This is a genomic window from Clostridium saccharoperbutylacetonicum N1-4(HMT), from assembly GCF_000340885.1.
Taxonomy (GTDB): domain Bacteria; phylum Bacillota; class Clostridia; order Clostridiales; family Clostridiaceae; genus Clostridium; species Clostridium saccharoperbutylacetonicum.
In genome coordinates this window covers 4,937,189-4,958,949 of record NC_020291.1, presented here as the reverse complement: position 1 = coordinate 4,958,949, position 21,761 = coordinate 4,937,189, and the positions used below count along the sequence as shown (strand labels likewise).

Genomic DNA, 21,761 nt, shown 5'->3' with positions numbered 1-21,761 from the left:
CATGAAAAATAGAGTATTTATTCCAGTTGCGGGAACAGGCTCTAGACTTGGTGGAATGACAAAATATTTAAATAAATCTCTTATAAGTGTTTCTAATAAACCTGCAATATCAAATATAATAGATAATTTCTCTAATGATACAGAGTTTGTTTTTGCATTAGGGTATAAAGGAGAAATAGTTAAAGAATTTTTAAAATTAGCATATCCAAAAAGGAAATTTTATTTTGGATATGTAGATTTATTTGAAGGTGAAGGATCCGGATTAGGACTAAGCATGCTATCGTGTAAACAGTTTTTGCAACAACCCTTTATATTTTGTTCTTGTGATACACTAGTTGATGGAGAAATTCCACAAGTTGATAGAAATTGGATAGGGTTTAGTGAGCGTAAGGACTTATCTAGTTATAGAACAGTAAGTATTAATGATAATAAAGTTGAAAATATAAATGAAAAGGGGATGGCAAAAGAAGGTGATAAACCATATATAGGACTTGCTGGTATTTATGATTATAAGTCATTTTGGGATAGTATGGAAAATGGCCATTCTGATGCAATTAATGAGGGAGAAGTATATGGTTTAAAAGTTCTTATGAAAAATAATGATATATATGCGAACTTTTTTGAATGGTATGATACTGGTACAGCTGAAGAATTAAATAAAACACGAGAACATTACAAGGTTGAAAATGCACCTAACATATTGGAAAAGGCAAACGAGACTATTTGGTTTTTAAATGATAGCGTTATTAAATTCTCAGATGATACTAAGTTTATTTCTGATAGAGTTTTAAGAACAAAAGAACTTGATGGATTTATCCCTAAAATTACTGGATTTGATAATCACATGTATAGTTATGAATATGCAAAAGGTGAAGTGATGTCAAAAGTTGTAACTTTACCTATATTCGAAAAGCTATTAGAAGATTCTCTTAAGTTTTGGGAAAATAAGAATTTATCGATGGAGACTAGAAGTGGATTTAAAGAAAGCTGTATGAAATTCTATAAAGATAAAACAATTGAGCGAGTAGAATTATTTTATAAAAATTTTAATAAGAGTGATGGAGTAGAGAAAATCAACGATATAGTTATGCCAACTCTTAAAGAAATGCTGGATAATTTAGATTGGAATTGGATATCAGATGGTTTACCAGGGCGTTTTCATGGAGATTTTCACTTTGAAAACATACTTTATTCACAAGAAGACGATAAATTTACATTTTTAGATTGGAGACAAAACTTTGGTGGTTCATTAACTGTTGGAGATATATATTATGATTTTGCAAAGATGCTACATGGATTAATTATTTGTCATGAGCTTATAGCAAAAGATTTATATGGGGTTGAATGGAAGGAAGATAGTATTAGATTTGATTTTAATAGAAAACAAATCTTAGTACAATGTGAAAAAAGCTTTGAGAAATGGATAATTAGTAATGGATACGATATAAAAAAGGTTAAAGTGTTAACAGCTTTAGTATATTTAAATATTGCTGCATTACATCATCATCCATATGGGTTGCTATTATATGCTCTTGGAAAATCAATGTTATTTGAAAATTTATAGTTGTTAAAACGAAATTTGAGTTAGGGAAGTGGAAGTAATAAAACTATATAAGTGTGTGATGATAGAATATTTGAAGCATTTATATACATTTGAAAATTTTCGGGTACTAAAATAAATGAAGAAGATTTAAAATTAGATATGGAGTTTGAAATAAGTAAAAAAGTGGATTAATACAAATAAAACAGCTTGTTCCAGAAGAGATTTTATATAAAGATTCTCATTTTAATGATGTTGGAAAAACATGGGTAAATTTCCATAAAGAATTTGCACGACTAATATCTAATGTAAAGTCAAAAACTGCTTTTGAAATAGGAGGAGCAAATGGTGTATTATGCAAATATTATACCCAAAATAATAATTGTGATTGGACTATAATGGAACCAAATCCTAATCCATTGAATGAATGTATGCTAGATTTGTAAAAGGTTTTTTCCCGCAGGATTTTAAGACAGAGTATAATTATGATGTTTTTTGTTCATTCAAATGTGATAGAGCATATATACAGACCTAATGAATTATTAAGTGAAATTTCACAGTTTTTGAAAGAAAAACAGTATATGATTTTTGCAGCACCAGATTTTCAAAATATGTTAGAAAAAAATATATATCAATAATGAATTTTGAACATACGTATCTTATAACAGAGAAATATATAGATTATTTACTTGCTAAAAATAAATTTTCTATTGTTAAAAAAGTTTTTTATGAGGAAACAAGTAGTATTTTTTATATTACTATTAAGGATTCTAAAGTACAAGAAAAAAATTAGGGTATGACTTATATTCTGAATATAGAAAATTATTTTTTCAATATGCTGATTATTATAAGGATAAGGTTATGACATGGAATAAGTATTTAGAACAAAGTGAAAAGCCAGTATATTTATTTGCTGCACATATATCGACACAATTTCTTATTTCTTTCGGTTTGAAAACTGATAAAATTATTTGTATTTTAGATAATGATATCTATAAACAAAACAAAAGAGTTTTAGGGACAAATTTTTTAGTTAATTCTCCGAAGATTCTAAATAGTGTCAAAGATCCAATTGTTATTATAAGTAAGACTCCATATTTAGAAGAGATAAAAAATGATATATTGGAAAACATTAATCCTAATACTGAATTTTTAGAATAGATGTAGGATAATGAAAATTTTCTAATTAGTGCAATTAATATATAATCATAGAAATTTATTTTTGGATTAAATAGATGGCTGTTACAATTTTTGGTACATAAAAATTTATTGTTAAATTAAGTGAAATATATCATCAGGTTAGGAGTGGATGAAGTGGAAATTATAGAAAGAAGTAAGTGTGTAATCACAGGTGAAAAAGACTTAGAATATTTATATACATTTAAGGATTTTCCAGTATATATGGGAGTTACTGAAAATTGTAAAGATAAGGATTTAAAATGTGATATGACATTTATGATTAGTAAAAGTAGTGGCATGATACAGATGAAAAGTTTAATTGCCCTTGATGATTTGTATAGTGAAAATCATAATAATTCAGTAGGTACTGTATGGATGAAACATCATAATGAATTTGCTGATTTTATAAAAAAATTCCAACCTAAAAATGTATTGGAAATTGGTGGGGCAACTGGTATATTAGCAAAAGTTTATATGGATAAAAATAATATAAAGTGGTCAATTATAGAGCCTAACCCAATTCCAGTAGAAGGTTGTAAAGCAGAATTTATAAAAGATTTTTTTAATGAAAAGTATATTTTATTGGATGAATATGATTCAATAGTGCATTCTCATGTGTTAGAACATATGTACGAACCTGATATCTTTATTAAGAATTTAAGTGATTGCTTGGGAGAAGGTAAGAAAATGTTCTTTTCAATACCTAACATGATGGAAATGTTAAAAAGAAAATATACAAATACACTGAATTTTGAGCATACATTTTTTGCTACTGAACAATATATAGAATATTTGTTAGCTAAGTTTAGGTTTGAAATTTTAAATAAAGAATATTTTATGGATGATGGAAGTATTTTTTATGCTGTGGAAAAGCGTGGTAATGTAGATATAAAGGAACTTGATAAAAATTTGTATTCAGTGAATAAAGGGATTTTTATTGATTATATTAATTATCATAGAAATATGATTACCAAGTTTAACGAAAAAATGAAAGAAAGTAATATGAAAGTGTATTTATTTGGCGCTCATATATTTACACAGTATCTAATAGAATTTGGATTAGATACATCTAAAATTATTTCTATACTGGACAATGATGTTCATAAGCAAGGGAAAAGGCTATCGGGAACTGAATTGTATGTAGAATCACCCAAAATACTAAAGGATGAAGAAGCAGCTATAGTAATTTTAAAAGTTGGAATATATAATAGTGAAATAAAAAAGGATATATTAGAAAATATTAATTCTAATATAGAATTTTTAGAATAAATGTAAAATAGTTAATGATTTGTTAAAGGTATTATGATTGATATGAGATTTGTGTATAAAAGTCTAGTTTTTATTGAATTTAATTCTATAAGAAAGATAATCATAACGTGTTAAGTGAAATATGGTCAATTGGGAGTGATTAAAGTGAAAATAATACAAAGAGATAGATGTATAGTTACAGAGAAGAAAGATTTAGAGCATTTATATACGTTTGAAAATTTCCCAATTCATATGGGGGTTACAGATAATTCTGAGTATGAAGATGTTAAATGTGATATGATTTTTATGATTAGTAAAAGCAGTGGTATGATACAATTAAAAAATTTAATACCACTAGATTTTTTATATACGGAAGAGCATTATAATTCTATAGGACAAATGTGGGAGAAACATCACAAAGAGTTTGCTGAATTTATAAGAAAGTTTAATCCTAAAGCTGTTTTTGAAATAGGAGGGGCAAGGGGGATATTAGAAAAGTTCTATAATGAAAACTCAGAAGTTTTTACTCCTTGGACAATATTAGAACCAGTGCCTAACCCTATTGAAGGATGTAGAGCGCATTTTGTGAAGAATTTCTTCGATAAAAATTATAATTTAGAGGAACACTCATTTGATGTTTTAGTTCATTCACATTTGCTTGAACATATTTATGATCCAGATGAATTTATATTTAATATATCATCATGCTTGAATGATGGAAAGATTATGTGTTTTTCAGTTCCTAATTTGAAAGAAATTTTAAAAAGAAAATATACCAATGTATTAAACTTTGAACATACATATTTTTTAACGAAAGATTATATAGAATATTTATGTAATAAACATAGATTAAAATTGATTGAGTATCAATACTTTGAAGAAGATCATAGTATTTTTTTTGCATGTATAAAAGATAATTGTATAAAACCAATTAGATTAAGAAAAGAATTATATATTGAAAACAAATTACTTTATAAGCAGTATATTACCGAACATGAAAGTATTGTTTCTAATTATAATAAAATTATAGATGAAACTGATAGACCTATATATATTTTTGGGGCACATGTGTTTACACAATATATTATAAGTTTTGGACTAAACATAGAGAAAATTGTATGCATTTTAGATAATGATAGTCAAAAGCAAGGTAGAAGATTATCAGGAACAAATCTTAAGGTTAATTCTCCTATTATTCTTAAAGATGTAAAAGAGTCCCCAATTGTGATTTTAAGGGCAGGTGTACATTCAAGAGAAATAAAGAGAGATATATTAGAAAATATTAATCCAAATACAGTTTTCTTGGAGTAATCTGTTAAAGTAATTATTATAATCAGCGTTCATGTAGTGATATAACTAAATCTTATATGTATTATTAAGTTTAGATACTAAGTTTATTTTTGGGATAGTTTAAGATGATTAATAATTAAATATACGAAAAGGGAGAAAATAGAAGAATGTATGACTTAAAAAATATAAATACAGTAAAACAAAACTTAACAAATAGAAAAGTAATATTGTTTGGTGCATCTACAATGGGAAAAGAATGTGCTGAAAGTTTAAAAAGAATGAATGTGCCTGTATACAAAGCTACTGATAATTCACCAGGAAAATGGAATCAAAAACTTAATGATGATGTAGATATATTTTCTTATGAAGATTTTGTTTTAGAAGTAAAGAAAAACATTTCTGATTATATAGTAATTATATCATCATCTTTTTGCGCACCAATATTATCACAACTACAAGTAGAATTTGATTCTAAATGTTTGATATATTCATACACAATAATTGAAGAGTTATACTCAGATTTTATTTGTAATTCAAAGGAGAATAGATATGAAATAGATTTCGATTCACAAATGGATACATGGGTAAACAATCTTTTAAGTGAAGTTTATTTTTGGAATAGCGAAGTTGCACGAAAAGGTAGTTTATTTAATTTAGAATATTTAGATAGGTGTCAAGTAAAAGAATTCAAATGTGATAGAATAAGTAAAAAATTTAATGAAGGAGATATTGTATTAGATGTAGGTTGTGGGTTATGTACTAAATATGGAAATAAGATTAATGGGATTGATATTAATTTAATACCTGTTGATCCTTTGGCCTATTATTATGATAAAATTAACAAGAAAGTTCTGGATGAAGAAATATACAATAAAATTAAGATTAAATTTGGAATGTTTGAGTTTTTATCTTACTTTTTTGAAGAAAATTTTGCAGACGTTATTCTTATTGATAATGCATTGGATCATTGCATTGATCCTTTAAAAAGTCTATTAGAATGCTTAAAGGTTACAAAAATTAATTATGGTATCGTGTCAATAAAACACAGTATAAGGGAAGCTGTAAATGAGAATTATACAGGACTTCATAAATGGAATATAGATATTAATAGTGATAATGAATTAGTATTTTGGAATAAAGAGAACTTTGTTAATATAAATAAACTACTTAAAGATTATATAGAAATAGAAGTTATAAAAGAAGGAGTAACTAACAATTTTTATGGATATGTAACAGCTAATATTACAAAGAAAAAGGAAATAATTATAGATGAGATCATTAATATTAATGATAATTTAAGGTTAAGTAAACAAATCGAGAAATTAATGAAAATTCAAAGTGATTTAAATTATTATGAAGAATATAAAAAGATTATTAGTGATTAAGTTAATTATAAATACTCAAATATAAAATTATATTTGAAAGAGGGCATGAAATTAATGGACAAATTGCTAGATTTGGCAGTTGAACTACAATTTATCGCACAAGCAGGTTTGACCTATTCAGAAAATAGTTTTGATAGGGACAGATTTCAAAGAATCAGAGAAATTTCTGCAGAGATAATGAGCAGCAAATCAGAATTAACACTTGAAAAAGTAAAGGATTTGTTTTGCTCCGAAACTGGATATCAAACTCCAAAAATTGATACAAGAGCTGCAATATTTAGCGGAGAAAAAATTCTTTTAGTTCAAGAAACATCAAGTGGGGAATGGTCATTGCCAGGGGGGTGGGTAGATGTAAATCAATCCATAAGAACTAACGTGATCAAAGAAGTAAAGGAAGAAGCTGGATTAGATGTTGAAGCAGATAGAATAATTTCTATTTTAGATAGAAAAAAATATAATGTTCCGCCATATGCTTATGGAGTATGCAAGATCTTTGTTCTATGTAATATTATAGGTGGGAAGTTTGAGGCTAACATAGAAACTAGTGATAGTAAATTTTTTAATTTAGATGAATTACCAACTTTATCTGTTGAACGTAACACAAAAAAACAAATTGAGATATGCTTTGAGGCATATAAGGATAAAAATTGGAAAGTTCTGTTTGATTAAATAAAAATTGAGTAGGATAAGGAATAATAAATGATTAAGGTGTTAATTTTTGATTTAGATGATACATTATATTATGAGAAAAATTATGTATTGGGTGGATTTAGAGAGGTTGCTACTTATTTAAGTAGCAAGTACAATATATCAATAGAACTTTTATATGATAGATGTTTGCAGATACTCGAGAAAGACGGTAGAGGTAAGATTTTTGATATAATATGTGAAGAAAATAAGTTTGATGAAGATGTAAATAAACTAGTATCTATATATAGAGATGCTAAGCCTAAATTAGCACTATATAAAGATAGTATTGAAATATTAAATTGGATAAAAGGAAACAAATTAAAATCTGGAATTATAACAGATGGTTATAATAAGGTGCAATGGGAAAAAATAAAATCTTTAGGATTGGAAAAGATTATAGATAAAATAATAGTAACTGACGATTATGGAGAAGGATTTGGGAAACCCAATAAAAGATCATATATTGACATGATAAAGTTCTTTAATGTAAATCCTAAGGAATGTGTATATATTGGTGATAATCCAACTAAAGATTTTATAGGAGCAAAAGAAATTGGGATAAATACAGTAAGGATTATTAGGGAATATGGAGATCATATAAATGCAAAATTAGATAGCAAGTACGAAGCTGAATTTACTATATATAATTTAAATGAAATTAAAGAAATAATTTTTAATGATTAATAGATGTTTTAATTGAAGTAGTATAATTGTTAATTAACTGTTGCTTATGTTTTGAAAATTTAGGAAGAGGGGGACTACTATGAAAATATTATGTATTGTACAAGCTAGAATGGGATCGGAAAGATTACCAGGCAAGGTTATGAAAAAAATAAATAATATACCTATGATATCATATACATTAAATTCACTGAAAGAAAGTAGATATATTGATGAAGTTATTTTGGCTACATCAACATTGGAAATAAATAACCCTCTAGCAGAATATGTAGATAATTATGGATTTGAAGTTTATAGAGGTTCAGAAGATAATGTATTAGAAAGATATAAGTTAGTATCCGATAAGTATAATGGGGATATAATAGTAAGAGTTACAGGTGATTGTCCGCTAATTAATCCTATAATAGTAGATCATGTAGTTACAAAATTTTTAATGTACGATTATGATTATGTGCGTTTAGATGTTCCTAACACCTTTCAAAGAGGATTTGATGTTGAAGTATTCTCAAAAGAAGCTTTGGACAAAGTCTATAATTTGATTTGCTCAGAAGAAAATATAGGAAATGAAGAATTCCAACAATATAGAGAGCATGTTACGTTATATATATATAATAATCAAGATGAATTTAAAGTAGGATATGTAGAAGGTGAAGGTACGTATTATGAAAATAGAAATATTAATTTAAGTGTTGATAAAATTGAAGATTTCGAAAGAGTAAAAGATATTATAGAAAAATAAATAAGGCATTGTTGAGCACGATATTTATAGATATAACAGATAATATTAACTAATAAATAAAATCTTATCTGTTTTTTGTGTTTAAGTTGTAAGCGTTGATTCTTTGACGCTTACATAGTATTAAAGAAGGGGTGGTAAAAGATGAGTTACAAGGTTATTATTTGGGGGACTGGAAAAGAATATGATAGAGTAATGGCAAATTTAAAATCAGATATATCGCAGGGCAAAATACAAGTTGTTGTTTTAGTTTCATCATATAAAGAATCAATATCATATCTAGATGGAAAAAAGATAATATTACCTATGGAAATTAATGAATATGAGTATGACTATTTATTGATAGCTAATAAGGATTACGAAGAAGAAATAAGAAAAAATGCATTAAATGTAGGAGTTGATAATAAAAAAGTAATAGGATATAATGCTTTATCAAATGATTTATTTGACTTTGATAAATATATACATATATTAAAGAGTAATATAAGTATAGTATCAGATGATTGTTGGGGAGGAAGCACTTATAACTCATTAAGCTTACCATTTAATTCTCCTTTTATAAATCTTTTTCCGATTATGTATAATTCAGAAAGAGGAACTATATGTGATGATTATTATAAGCTGTTAAATAATTTAGAATATTATTTGAGTCAACCATTGAAGGTAATTACTGATGGAAATGGAACAAACTTTCCTATGGGAAGTATTGGTGATGTTAGGCTAAACTTTAATCATTATTCTAATTTTGAGGAAGCAAAAAAAGCTTGGGATAGGAGAGTAAAAAGATTTAATTTCAAAAATTATATTGTTAAGAAAACTATATATGATGATGATGATGCTAAACGATTTAGTGAATTACCTATAAAAAATAAAGTGGGATTTTATAATAAAGAGTTAAAATTAGATGGTATTATTTGTTTGAAAAATTTTAATAAATCTATTTATTTTAAAAGTAGTTGTGATTTTGGGAGTTATGTTAGGGCACTATCTCAAATTCCAATAGGTGGGTTAAGAGAGTATGATATTTTTAAATTATTAATAGGAGAAAATGATTTTCTTAGATGTAAGTAATATAAATAATTTAAATACAATATTATAATTATGTAAAAATATTAAGGAATATTTAGAGCAGTGAAAGCTTTGAGTATTCCCTTTTCTGTTATCTCAAGAAGAAGTTTATTATAATTAGTTAATTATAATAGTAATTAGGATTATACTAGAATAACTAAATACAAATATTTTACAGGACAAAAAAGTGATAAAACTATTATAATGAAAGAAATTTCACGTGCAGATGGAGAGCCATATTATCCAATACCAAAACCTGAAAATAAGGATCTTTATAGCTTATATCAAAAGGGAGCAGATGCAGCTAAAAATGTGTACTTCTTAGGAAGACTTGGTACTTATAGTTATATGAATATGGATGCTGTAGTTATGCAATCTTTAGAGTTATGTGAAAGCTTATAGTAATTACTACGTTACAATAAGAATTAGTGGCACAAATAGCCATTGGTGCTTATTGTATTTTTGTATATAGTATGTTTAAATACTCGTAAACATGATAGAATACATATAAGAATGACTATAATGAAATAGGCGGAATCTATTGCTAGAATATTAATAATCCATAGTTATGTTTTTAGTTATGGAAGGAAGCTATGAAAAGAATACCTTATGGAATTTTAAATTTTGAAGTTTTAAGAAAGAAAAATTATCTTTATGTTGATAAGACATCATTTATAGAATTGTTAGATAGATATGCACCTTATAAGCTTTTTATAAGACCAAGAAGATTTGGAAAAAGTTTGTTCATTTCAATGTTGGAGACTTATTACGATATAAATAAAAAAGATAAATTTGAAGAAATATTTAGAGAATTATATATAGGTAAGAATCCCACAGAAGAGAAAAATAAATTCCTAATTTGGAAAATAAGCTTTGCGGGGATAGATGCAGATAATCCTCTTATAGTAAGTGATTGCGAATCAGAAGAGTGTATAAAAATAGATGAGGAAATTTATAAAACTATTCAAAGTAATATTATATAATTAATTTAGATAACTATATTTATGAAGTAGTTCAGGAAATAATTTATAGATTTTAATTGAAAAGGTTAGTTTTATTAACTAGCCTTTTTAATTAATAATTAATTAAAAGAGTCGTAGACACTTTTATTCTATTAGATGAGTAAAATAAAGAAAGTATTTAATGTAACGATAATTAATTAGTGAATAAAAGTATGTATAAAAAAAATTAAAATATTAAATATTATAGAATAAATTTGATGAGGTGGACAACATGAACAAATCTTTTAAAATAGATAATGTAAAAATTGGTGAAGGACAAAAAACTTTTATAATAGCTGAAATGTCAGCAAATCACAATCAAGATTTTGATAGAGCAGTTGAACTTATAAAAAAAGCGGCGTGGGCAGGAGCCGATGCTATAAAGTTACAAACCTATACGCCAGATACAATTACAATTGATTGTGATAATGAGTATTTTCAAATTAAACAAGGAACTATATGGGATGGAACTACTTTACATAAGTTATATCAAGGTGCATATACCCCATGGGAATGGCAGCCTAAATTAAAAAAAATTGCTGAAGAGGAAGGTTTGATATGTTTTTCATCTCCATTTGATTTTACATCAGTAGATTTTTTAGAGGAAATGGATGTGCCTGCTTATAAAATTGCGTCCTTTGAAATAAATGATATTCCGTTTATTGAATATATAGCATCAAAAGGAAAACCAATAATAATTTCCACAGGTATTGCTAGAATGAGTGATATTCAGGATGCTATTGATGCCTGCAAAAGAATGGGAAATGAAAATGTGGCATTACTAAAATGTACATCATCATATCCTGCACCAGTAGGAGAAATTAATTTAAAAACAATTCCTAATATGAAAGAAACTTTTGATGTTGTTGTAGGCTTATCAGATCATACTATGGGAAATGCTGTTTCTGTTGGAGGTGTAGCTATAGGGGCACAAATTATTGAAAAGCATATGACTTTAAGAAGAGCAGATGGTGGAGCGGATTCAAAATTCTCTATGGAACCAGAAGAATTTAAAGAAATGGTAGATAGCATTAGAATTGTAGAAAAGGCAATTGGAAATGTAACTTATGATTTATCTCAAAAGCAAATTAATTCAAGGGAACATTCGAGAAGTCTTTTTGTTGTTAAAGATGTTAAAGAAGGTGAATTATTTACGGATGAGAATATTAGAAGTATAAGACCTGGCTTTGGTTTGGAAACAAAATATATAAAAGATATAATTGGGAAAAAGGCTTCAAAAAACATATTAAAAGGAACTCCAATGAAATGGGATTTAGTAAGGTGAAATAAAAATTTATTAATAATTTTGGAGAAGTGAGTATGAAAAAAATATTATTAGGATTTTATAAAGGTTCAGCTGAAGGCTATATTTCAAATTTGGGAAAATTTGAAAAAGACGATTTTGAAGTACATGTATTTGATAATTTGTTAGAAGAAGATTTTAAAGAATTTAATTTAGAAAATATATTAAATAATATTTTAGGTGAAAAGATTAGAATGTATAGTATTAATATAATAAGTAATAATGGAGAGTTAATATTAAATTTATATAATCAATATACTTTATATTATAATTCATTTATATTTGATAATTCTATTTTTACTAAAATTAATGAAACATCCATTGAAAAATACAAAATATATAATTATGCAAACAATTTATATTCAATAAAAGAATGGAATACTAAGTTTGAATATTTAATTTTGAAGGATACTAATGTGAATCATTTTGGAATTTTAGGAGTAAAAAATTTTATAAATGCCACAGAAGAATTATTTGAGAATATGAATGAGTTTTTTGATTATTATTCAAATATATGGGATCAATCAGATAAAGCTAATCAATATATAACTAGTCTTGATGAAAATAGAAAAGAAGAACTCAAAGAGTTATTTAAAAATACTTTTAAAAGTCAAAACACATTATTTAAAATTTACATGGGATCTTTTTTAATAACTACTTTTAAAGCTAAAGAATATGGGGATAAATTACTTGAAGAAATGTTAAAATCTAATATAGATAAAAATCAAAAATATTATATTATGTATCAGCTAATATCAATAGGATTTACAGATACTGAAATAAGCAATAGTTTAGAAAAATATAAAATAGATAAAATTTATGATTCTATTTTTGATGAATTCAAAAAATCAGTTGGAAAATTAGAGTTTATTCCTAAGAATGACAGAAATGAAGATGTAATTGTTGTTTTTATAAGTCAACTATTAAAGCTGGAGCATGGTCCAACAAAAACTGTTTTAGATAGGTGCTATATTTTAAGTAAATATCTAAATAAAAAGGTAATACTAATCAATACAAAAGAGTTAATTACGGCAAAAGGAGATGTTCCATTTTTTGGATCAGCAAAAGGAAATGTAGTAGAAGAATATAGTGATTTTAATAATTTGCAATATAAGGATATTGAAATTGGTTTTTATCAACCAAAATGTTTAATGCCAGATGAAAATGAGTGCATTAATATATTAAATTTTATTAAGAAGGAAAAGCCATATTTATTATTAAATATTGGTGGTTCTAGCATAACCGCAGATTTAGCTGCACAGATTATTACAATGGCAACAATTTCAACATCAGGGAATTATTCTATTTCAAAGAATAAAGGTCAATTTTTTATTATGGGAAGAAAACCTTTGGAATCAGATTATGAATATATTGCTAATGAAGGACATACTAAGGATGCAATAATAGAATGTCCGTTTACATTTGAATTAAAGCCACAAGGACATGAATATATGAGAGAAGAATTAAAAATACCAAGAGAGAAATTTGTTATTGCAGTCGTAGGTGGAAGATTAAATGATGAAATCGATGACGAATTTCTTGGTGTTTTAGATAATTTAGCAAGTAAAGATTGTTTTATAGTTACAATTGGAAATTATAAGCTTAGTGAAGAAAATAGAAAAAAATATTTGAATTTGCAGAAGAATTTTATGGAACTTGGCTTTCAAAATGATATATTAGCATGTGTGGAACTAGTAGATTTGTATATTAATCCAAGAAGACAAGGCGGAGGAACTTCAGCAGTTGAATGTATGTTTAAAGGAAAGCCAGCTTTATCTCTAAGACATGGAGATGTATCTATAATAGTAGATGAAGCTTTTATATGTAATACCTATGAAGAACTTATTGATTTGGCAACTAGATGTAAAGAAGATAAGGATTTTTATTTAGAAATGAGCAGGAAAGCAAAGGCTAGAGCAGCTGACATGATGGATACTAAGAAATACTTTGTGAACATGTATAATGACATAGTAAATAGTCCTATTTTTAAATAGTTTAAAAATACCAAAAAAGAATAAGGTGAATATATGAAAATTTTTATTAGGGCTGATGGAGGGAAAGATATTGGTCTCGGCCATGTTATGAGAATGCTTGTTTTAGGTGAAGAATTAAAAAAGACAAATGATGTTATATTTATATGCAGAAATTCAATTAGTGACAAGTTTGAAGCAGGTATAAAAAAGATAAAAGAAAAAAGCTTTAAGGTAATTGAAATTAGTGAAGAAGATTATATTAGAGAAATTATTGAAATGCAAACCAAACATAATGCGGATGTACTTATTACAGATAGTTATGATATCGATGAAGAATATTTTATTAAATTAAAAAAATATTTTAGATTTACTGGTTATGTTGATGATGTTAATAAGTGTAAGATGGATGTGGATTTTATAGTAAACCAAAATATAAATGCTCGTGATTTAAATTATGAAGACAATATAAATTCAAGTACAAAATTATTTTTAGGAACTCAATATTGTATGATAAGAGATGAATTTAGAGAAGCATATAAAAGCAAAGTAATAAAAAAAGAAATACAAGATATTCTTTTGACCTTAGGTGGTATGGATAATAACAATAACACTTTAAAGATATTAGAAAAAATCAAAGATATCAATAAAAAATTACATGTTGTCATAGGAAGTGCCTTTGATAAAGAACTTATAGAGAAAATACAAGATATAACTAAAAGACATAATAATATTTATATATATGAGAATGTAAATATGGCTCAATTAATGCTTAAATGTGATGTGGCAATAAGCGCATGTGGGTCAACATTATATGAATTGGCTGCTATGTCTGTTCCTACAATAGGAATAGTTCTTGCAGAAAATCAAAAATTTGTTGCTGAAAAAATGAAAGAAATGAACTTGATTTTTGAATGTTTTGAAATACGAGCTATAGAGAAGATTAATTTGCTTGTTCTTTTAAATGAACTTATAGAAGACGAAATGTTACGAGAGAATGTTATTGAAAAGCAAAAAGCATTAGTTAATTTATATGGTGTTGAGAGCTTGGTAGAAGAAATTAATGGAATTATAAGAGGAAAGAATTATGATGAATATTGAAAAAAGCAAGAGTGGATTAGTTACTGCAAAATTTAATAATAAGTATATACATAGTAAATATGATCCTATTAAGGAAAGCAAACAGTTTATTCAACAAAATATGGAACTGATTAAGGACAAAGCTAATATTTTATTATATGGCATAGGTTTAGGCTATCATATTAGTGAAATCATAAATAATATGAATAATGAAGCAACTTTATATGTTTTTGATTTAAATGATGAATTGGTTGAATATGCAGAAGAATTTAATCCGAAAATTTTTCAATGTAATAACGTAAAAATAGTTAACAGTAAATTTGAAGATTTCTATAATTATTTTTCAGAAGCTGTAGATTTAACTGGAGATCTAATTGTTCATAGGGCTTCATTAGAAACTATTAAGGAGAAAAATGAGAAGTTTTATAATTTGATTTTTGATTATTGTGAAGTTAAAAAATCTATGAAGGATGAAAGTTTAAATAAACTGTTAGATGATAATTTTAAAGAAAATATGAATCATAATTATCCCGCAATTGATGAGCTTATAAATGAGTTAAAAAGTAATAAAACATATATAGTTACAGCAGCTGGGCCATCATTAGATTTAGAATTATGCCTGGTTAAGGAGCATAGAGAAAAATTTAATATAATAAGTGTTGGAAGTTCATTAAAGTCCTTAATGAGTAATGGTATAAAACCAGATGCTATAGTTATATTAGATGGAAAAGAAGTTGTGAGAATGCAACTGGCAGGATATGAAAATGAGGATATACCATTATGCTTTTCTTCAAGTGCTTCAAGATGGGCGGTTAATTCTTATAATGGTCCTAAATTTATATTCAATACGGGAAAAGAAAATGAAATAAGTATAAAAACTAGAGGAACAGTAGCTGTTTCGGCTATTGATATTGCAATAAAATGTAATGCAAAGGAAATTATATTTCTAGGACAAGATTTGGCTTTTATTGATGGGAAATCTCATACAGAAACCTTTGAAAAAGTATATGGTTTCAAAGATAATGTGAAAAATGATCATAAAAATAAAGAAGTTCGAGGAGTTAATGGAAGTATGTTACCTACAACTCAGGGATATATGATGTTTAAAAATAAAATAGAATCTCTAATTTTCGAAAATGAAGAGATAAAATTTATTAATTGCAGTATGGGGGCTCAAATTAAAGGGACAATTCATATGTCTTTTAAAGACTATATAAGCAAAAAAGTAGGAGACTAAAAGTAGATTAATTAGAATAATGGGAGAATTAAAAATGAACATAGCAATAATAGGTGGTTCCATAACAGAAGGAGCAGGTGCTAGTACATATGAAAAATCTTATGTATATAAGCTAGAACAATATTTGAATGACAAATATAAAGATATAAAAATTAAAAATTTAGGGTGTGGAGGTACAGCGTCTCATTTTGGACTTTTTAGATTAAAAAGAGATTTAGGGGATTTTAAACCAGACGTGATTTTTGTTGAATTTGCAGTAAATGATAGGATATATACTTCAGTTGATATAAGTAAATATTTTGAAGGCTTAATTAGAGAATGTGCCAAAATAACACAAAAAATCATGATTATTGATTTTCCTACAGGTTTAGCAGATAGCAGCACAAGTATACATAAAAAAATAGCATATTATTATAATATTCCTATTATAGATATTCAAGATGAAGTGTGGAAAAAGATTGGTTCTAGAGAAATTAAATGGGATGATATAGCGATTGATAATTTACATCCAAATGATGTAGGACATAATTTGTATATTGAAATAATAAAAGAAAATTTGGAACTAATTAATATAAGTGACGTAAGAGTGGAATTGAATGAAGATACAATTTCGAATTATATTTTTAAAAATCCTAAAATAAATTCCTATGATAATAAGAATATAGAATATTATGGGCATTGGGCAGAAGAAAGTTTCAAATTAAATAATAAGTTTGATAATGCCGCAATAACTGAATCTATAGGTGATGGTGTTATATTTAGATTTAAAGGGAAATATTTAAGTATGATGAATCTATTATCTAGAGATTCAGGAATATTGCAATGTAAACTAGATAATTATACTTTTAATATTGATTTGTATATGGATTCAGATGGATATTTTACAAACACTATTAATTTAATTGATTTAGAAGATGCTGAGCATACCTTAACGATGATAGTAAGTGATAAAAGGAATAGTACTAGTACTGGAAATAAAATTATTATTGGTGGTTTTTGTGTTGATGAAGTTTAGGACTTGTCATGTAAGAAGTTTAGGTACGCCTGAAGAAATTGAAAGCTTTGATTCTGAGTATTACAAAAATAATTGTTAAGTTTTTTATATAAAATACGATAATAAAAAAAGATAGAAACTAATTGGAATTAGTCAAATAAGTTAGTATAAAGAATTATGATAATGCTTTAAATATAATAAAAATGCGGCATTGAATTAAGGAGTGATATGATTGAGATTAAGTCATAATATGTTTTCAGAAGGGATATATAAAAATTATAAGAGAACCTTGGTGCAAAACTCAAAAGCAATGAATAATATTGGTTCTGGTTTGAAGCTTAATTCTGCTAAAGATAACCCTGGAAAAATAGCTGAGGCAGGAAATATAAAGATAAGTTTATTAAGTAGAGATGCGGCAAGTCAAAATATTCAAGACACAAATTCAATGCTTCAAACCTTTGATGGAGCATTGCAGGAAATGAATAATAATGTAACGAGACTTAAAGAATTATCAGTTAAAGCTGCGACAGGAACTACTAGACCAGAGGATAGACAAATAATTCAAACTGAAATTGATAAAATTAAAGAAGATTTAGATTACTTAGCTAAAAATACTAAGTTTAATGGAATTGCTATGTCGAACTCTGGGGCTACATTAGCACAAGATCCAACATTAGTAGCATCGCCATCCGCATTAACTGCTAAGTTGCCTCTTGATAATCAAACTCCGGTAAATAGGCAGTCAACAATTGGTGCACTTCCAGATCAGAGTATTGATGTTCCTTTTTATAATTTGACAAATACAGCAACAGGAATTGCCAATATTGATGTTACAGATACAACAAAATTACAAACTAACATTGATTGGACAGATTATGCTGGTAAATTGATTAGTTCCGCAAGAAGTAAATATGGAGCTATTCAATCAAGATTAAATGATACTTTAGATGATATTTCAGGTATGAATCAATCCCTTACAAGTGCACAAAGCAGTATTGAAGATGCAGATATTGCAGAAGAATCACTTCAACTATCAAGAACACAGGTGATTTATCAAGCGTCTATAGCGCTTATGGCTCAAAGTAATAAATTACCACAAAATGCTTTAAATGTATTAGCAAGTGTTAGATAGAATGAATATTTATATTAATGTAGAATTATTATAGCTTATGAGAGCATGGATTTTAAATAGGTAGTTTTAATTACGTACATTGTAATTAAAACTACCTATTTTCGTGCAGAAGATTCTAGAAAATAATAATTCTGTTTAATTAAGGGTGCTATAAAGACAAAAAATGCGAATTAATAACAGAGTTTTAACTAAATTTGTTATATATTATAGAATAAATAAAAATACTAGAGAAATTTTCAAAAATTTATGGTAAAATAAATCTATTTATTTTATAATAAATATATATATTTTTATAAAAAACATACTTAGATAAAATTATATTTAATTTTACAAATTATTATATTTAGGGTATCATTAAATATAAAGGAATTATAGAATTTGTTAATTGAAATTTAAAGAGAGAATGTGAGGAAGTGAATTAATGGGAACGGGGTTTATTGGAACTGATGGTACCTATGATTTATTAAAATTAGGTATTAATGCATCGAATATTAGGGCAAAAGCCATAGCTAATAATATGGCAAATGTTAACACAAAAGATTATAAGAGATTTAATGTGGTTTTTGAAGAAAATTTAGAAAAATCTGATTCATCAAATTTTGAACTAAAGAGAACAAATTCAGCTCATTTAGCTAGTAACAATTCAAATGGTGACAATGTTACAATTGAACAAGATAAGAGTACTAGTATGAAAAATGATGGGAATAATGTGGATTTAGATATTGAAAAAGTTAATCAAGCAGCTAATACGCTGAAGTATAATGCTTTGATTACTGAAATAAATCATAAATTTAATGACTTAAGAACTGTAATGAAATAATAGGGTGTTTTATTACAAAAAATAGGGTATAAAACAACAATACATTTAGTGTTTATTAATAAGGGGGAATTGTGAATGAACGCATTTAGTTCTATGCAAATAAGTGCAACTGGTCTTTCAGCGGAAAGATTGAGAATGGATACCATAACTTCTAATATGGCTAATGCCAATACAACAAGGAGTGCAGATGGAAGTGGACCATATGTTAGAAAAGTAGCCGTGTTTCAAGAGGCGCTAGATGCCAATAAAGAAATGGCTGGAGTTAAAGCAGTTAAAATTGAAAAGGATTCATCTCCATTGAGAAAAGTATATGATCCAACACATCCAGATGCAGATAAAAATGGGTATGTGACTATGCCAAATGTTAATGTTTTAAATGAAATGGCAGATATGATGGTGGCATCAAGATCTTATGAGGCTAATGTTGACACTTTTAATGCTTTGAAAAGCATGTTTTCAAAAGCTTTGGAAATTGGAAAGTAGGGGGAAATGATTTATGAGAATAGAGGATAATTTTGCTATAAATCAAGCGAGATTTAATAGTAAATTTAATGAGATTAGTGGTAATGAAAATAGTGAAACTAATGAAGGTGTTGTTGGTTTCGGAGATGTTTTGAAAAAGTGTTTGGAAGATACAAATAACAAGCTTTCAACAGCTGATTCAACTGCAACAAGATTTATTAAGGGTGAAGATGTTAGCGTAGATGACGTTATGATTAAAAATCAAGAAGCTAGTCTAAGTTTACAGTTTTTAACTCAAACTAGAGACAAGTTATTGGAAGGTTATAATCAATTATCAAGGTTGCAATTGTAGTAGGTGAGGAGAGCTAAATAATGAAAAAACTTTTAGAGAAAGTTAAGGGGCTTTTGGAAAAGTTTAAATCCCAAAACAAGAAGATAAAAATAGCTATAATTGTATCTATTTTAGCAGTGATTATAGCTATAGTTAGTGGAGTTGTCTATTCATCATCTAATAAATATGATATTTTGTTTGCAAATCTTGATCCAGCTGATGCTCAAACTGTAATAACGAAGCTGAACGATCAAAAAATTGAAACGAAAATAGACAGTAATACTAATACTATTTGGGTTCCAAAAGATCAAAAAGATAAATTGAGATTAGAGTTGGCACCAACTCTTACATCTGGAAGCAAGGGTTATGAACTTATGGATAACGCAAGTTCCTTTGGTATGACAGATGAAGAGTTTAAAATTAAGAAACTTAGAATGCAAGAAGGGGAACTGGAAAAAACTATAAAAAGTTTTCCTCAAGTGCAGGACGCAAGGGTACATATTACAGAAGCTCAGGATTCTGTATTTGCAAAGGATAAAAAGCCTGGTACAGCATCAGTTACTTTGATGCTAAAGAATGGACAGACTTTAAGTGAAGATCAGGTTAAAGCAATTGTGGCAATTGTATCTGGAGCAAGTCAAAATATTCCTAAAGAAAATGTTAATATTGTTGATGGAAAAATGAACTTATTAACCAAGGATATTAATTCTGAGCAAAATGGTTCTATTAGTTCTGAAGCTCTTTCAAAGCAGCAGGCAGCAGTAAAAGCTCAGGAAGATAAGCTTCAAAAAGCAATTATTAATCAATTAGAGCCTATTATTGGTAAAAATAAAGTTAAAGCTAGTGTTAATGTTGATTTGGATTTTGATTCAAAGCAGGATACAAAAACTACTGTTGATCCTAATAAGGTTATTATTAGTCAAGAAAATAATAAAGAAGCAAACACTGGAAGTACAGGAGCTACAAGTCAAAGCCCTGTAGATAATAATATGTCTAATCAAATTACTAATAATGCAAATAATTCAACTTCAAGCAAAGAAAATCAAAAAACTAATTATGAAGTTGGTAAAAGTGAATCTAAGACTATAAGTGCACAAGGTGCAATAAAGAGAGTTACAGCATCAGTTATTATTGATGGGAATTTAGATGCAACACAGCAACAGGCACTTGAAAATGCAGTTGCAAATGTTATTGGATATGACGCACTTAGAGGAGATAAAGTATCAGTCCTTGGTATGGCATTTGATACAACAGCGCAGGCAGATGCTCAAAAAGATATAGATGCAATGAATGCTCAAGTAGCAAGTGAAAGTAGAAATAGAATGATGGTTATTGCTGGAATCTTAGGAACGATCATTTTAGCAGCAGCTATTGCAGGTATTATAGTCTTCATGAGAAAGAGAAGAAAGAAACAAGAAGAAGAAGCTCAATTATTAGATACATTAATTGATGATTCGATAATACCTAAAGAACCAGAAACATTTGAACCTATTGAATTTGAGACTAAGACTAAGAAGTCACATTTAGAAGAAGAAATTAAGAAATATGCAATGGAAAAACCAGATCAAGTTGTTGAAATTATCAAGTCTTGGTTGACTGAAAGTGAGAGGTGAT

Annotated in this window: 20 protein-coding genes and 2 pseudogenes; all 22 read left to right on the top strand. The window is 27.2% G+C overall.

Annotated elements, in window-relative coordinates:
* Window position 1: 1 nt before the first annotated feature.
* Window positions 2-1,564, top strand: a complete 1,563-nt coding sequence (locus CSPA_RS22060) for a phosphotransferase (RefSeq protein WP_015394609.1) — start codon at window positions 2-4, stop codon at window positions 1,562-1,564.
* A 461-nt stretch (window positions 1,565-2,025) separates the two neighbouring features.
* Entirely contained in the window at window positions 2,026-2,178 is a 153-nt protein-coding gene (locus CSPA_RS30340; protein WP_015394608.1) for a class I SAM-dependent methyltransferase, read from the top strand.
* A gap of 166 nt (window positions 2,179-2,344) precedes the next feature.
* A pseudogene (locus tag CSPA_RS22055) lies at window positions 2,345-2,701 on the top strand (class I SAM-dependent methyltransferase); the annotation flags it as partial.
* Window positions 2,702-2,854: 153 nt separating this feature from the next.
* Window positions 2,855-3,988, top strand: coding sequence for a class I SAM-dependent methyltransferase (locus tag CSPA_RS22050; RefSeq protein WP_015394605.1), 1,134 nt, complete (start codon window positions 2,855-2,857; stop codon window positions 3,986-3,988).
* A 144-nt stretch (window positions 3,989-4,132) separates the two neighbouring features.
* On the top strand, window positions 4,133-5,278 hold the full coding sequence (locus CSPA_RS22045; protein WP_015394604.1) for a class I SAM-dependent methyltransferase: 1,146 nt from the start codon (window positions 4,133-4,135) through the stop codon (window positions 5,276-5,278).
* 146 nt (window positions 5,279-5,424) lie between these two features.
* Window positions 5,425-6,642 carry a class I SAM-dependent methyltransferase gene (locus CSPA_RS22040; RefSeq protein ID WP_015394603.1) on the top strand — a complete coding sequence of 406 codons (1,218 nt, stop codon included), beginning with the start codon at window positions 5,425-5,427 and terminating at the stop codon, window positions 6,640-6,642.
* 54 nt (window positions 6,643-6,696) lie between these two features.
* Complete coding sequence (locus CSPA_RS22035; RefSeq protein ID WP_015394602.1) at window positions 6,697-7,311, top strand: NUDIX hydrolase N-terminal domain-containing protein; 615 nt, start codon at window positions 6,697-6,699, stop codon at window positions 7,309-7,311.
* A gap of 30 nt (window positions 7,312-7,341) precedes the next feature.
* Window positions 7,342-8,016 carry an HAD family hydrolase gene (locus CSPA_RS22030; protein WP_015394601.1) on the top strand — a complete coding sequence of 225 codons (675 nt, stop codon included), beginning with the start codon at window positions 7,342-7,344 and terminating at the stop codon, window positions 8,014-8,016.
* A 79-nt stretch (window positions 8,017-8,095) separates the two neighbouring features.
* Entirely contained in the window at window positions 8,096-8,752 is a 657-nt protein-coding gene (locus CSPA_RS22025) for a cytidylyltransferase domain-containing protein (RefSeq protein ID WP_015394600.1), read from the top strand.
* A gap of 141 nt (window positions 8,753-8,893) precedes the next feature.
* The gene (locus CSPA_RS22020) at window positions 8,894-9,820 is read left to right on the top strand and encodes a DUF1919 domain-containing protein (RefSeq protein WP_015394599.1); all 927 of its coding nucleotides are present in this window, start codon (window positions 8,894-8,896) and stop codon (window positions 9,818-9,820) included.
* Window positions 9,821-9,970: 150 nt separating this feature from the next.
* Window positions 9,971-10,219 carry a UDP-galactopyranose mutase gene (locus tag CSPA_RS22015; protein ID WP_081603997.1) on the top strand — a complete coding sequence of 83 codons (249 nt, stop codon included), beginning with the start codon at window positions 9,971-9,973 and terminating at the stop codon, window positions 10,217-10,219.
* Window positions 10,220-10,410: 191 nt separating this feature from the next.
* Window positions 10,411-10,797 (top strand): annotated as a pseudogene (locus CSPA_RS22010) (AAA family ATPase); the annotation flags it as partial.
* Between the two features lie 253 nt (window positions 10,798-11,050).
* Window positions 11,051-12,103: a pseudaminic acid synthase gene (gene pseI / locus CSPA_RS22005; protein ID WP_015394596.1), complete on the top strand. Its 1,053-nt coding sequence runs from the start codon at window positions 11,051-11,053 to the stop codon at window positions 12,101-12,103.
* A 35-nt stretch (window positions 12,104-12,138) separates the two neighbouring features.
* The gene (locus CSPA_RS22000; protein WP_015394595.1) at window positions 12,139-14,115 is read left to right on the top strand and encodes a glycosyltransferase family protein; all 1,977 of its coding nucleotides are present in this window, start codon (window positions 12,139-12,141) and stop codon (window positions 14,113-14,115) included.
* Between the two features lie 33 nt (window positions 14,116-14,148).
* The gene (gene pseG, locus CSPA_RS21995; RefSeq protein WP_015394594.1) at window positions 14,149-15,192 is read left to right on the top strand and encodes a UDP-2,4-diacetamido-2,4,6-trideoxy-beta-L-altropyranose hydrolase; all 1,044 of its coding nucleotides are present in this window, start codon (window positions 14,149-14,151) and stop codon (window positions 15,190-15,192) included.
* Window positions 15,179-16,408 carry a motility associated factor glycosyltransferase family protein gene (locus CSPA_RS21990; protein ID WP_015394593.1) on the top strand — a complete coding sequence of 410 codons (1,230 nt, stop codon included), beginning with the start codon at window positions 15,179-15,181 and terminating at the stop codon, window positions 16,406-16,408. Before pseG ends, CSPA_RS21990 begins: the two co-directional genes overlap by 14 nt.
* A gap of 34 nt (window positions 16,409-16,442) precedes the next feature.
* Entirely contained in the window at window positions 16,443-17,423 is a 981-nt protein-coding gene (locus CSPA_RS21985) for an SGNH/GDSL hydrolase family protein (RefSeq protein WP_015394592.1), read from the top strand.
* Between the two features lie 211 nt (window positions 17,424-17,634).
* Complete coding sequence (locus tag CSPA_RS21980; protein ID WP_015394590.1) at window positions 17,635-18,534, top strand: flagellin; 900 nt, start codon at window positions 17,635-17,637, stop codon at window positions 18,532-18,534.
* 421 nt (window positions 18,535-18,955) lie between these two features.
* Entirely contained in the window at window positions 18,956-19,354 is a 399-nt protein-coding gene (gene flgB, locus CSPA_RS21975; protein ID WP_015394589.1) for a flagellar basal body rod protein FlgB, read from the top strand.
* A 75-nt stretch (window positions 19,355-19,429) separates the two neighbouring features.
* Window positions 19,430-19,837 carry a flagellar basal body rod protein FlgC gene (flgC, locus tag CSPA_RS21970; protein WP_015394588.1) on the top strand — a complete coding sequence of 136 codons (408 nt, stop codon included), beginning with the start codon at window positions 19,430-19,432 and terminating at the stop codon, window positions 19,835-19,837.
* Window positions 19,838-19,850: 13 nt separating this feature from the next.
* A complete protein-coding gene (fliE, locus tag CSPA_RS21965) occupies window positions 19,851-20,168 on the top strand; it encodes a flagellar hook-basal body complex protein FliE (protein ID WP_015394587.1) in 318 nt (105 codons plus the stop codon).
* A 20-nt stretch (window positions 20,169-20,188) separates the two neighbouring features.
* The gene (gene fliF / locus CSPA_RS21960; RefSeq protein WP_015394586.1) at window positions 20,189-21,760 is read left to right on the top strand and encodes a flagellar basal-body MS-ring/collar protein FliF; all 1,572 of its coding nucleotides are present in this window, start codon (window positions 20,189-20,191) and stop codon (window positions 21,758-21,760) included.
* Window position 21,761: the final 1 nt, after the last annotated feature.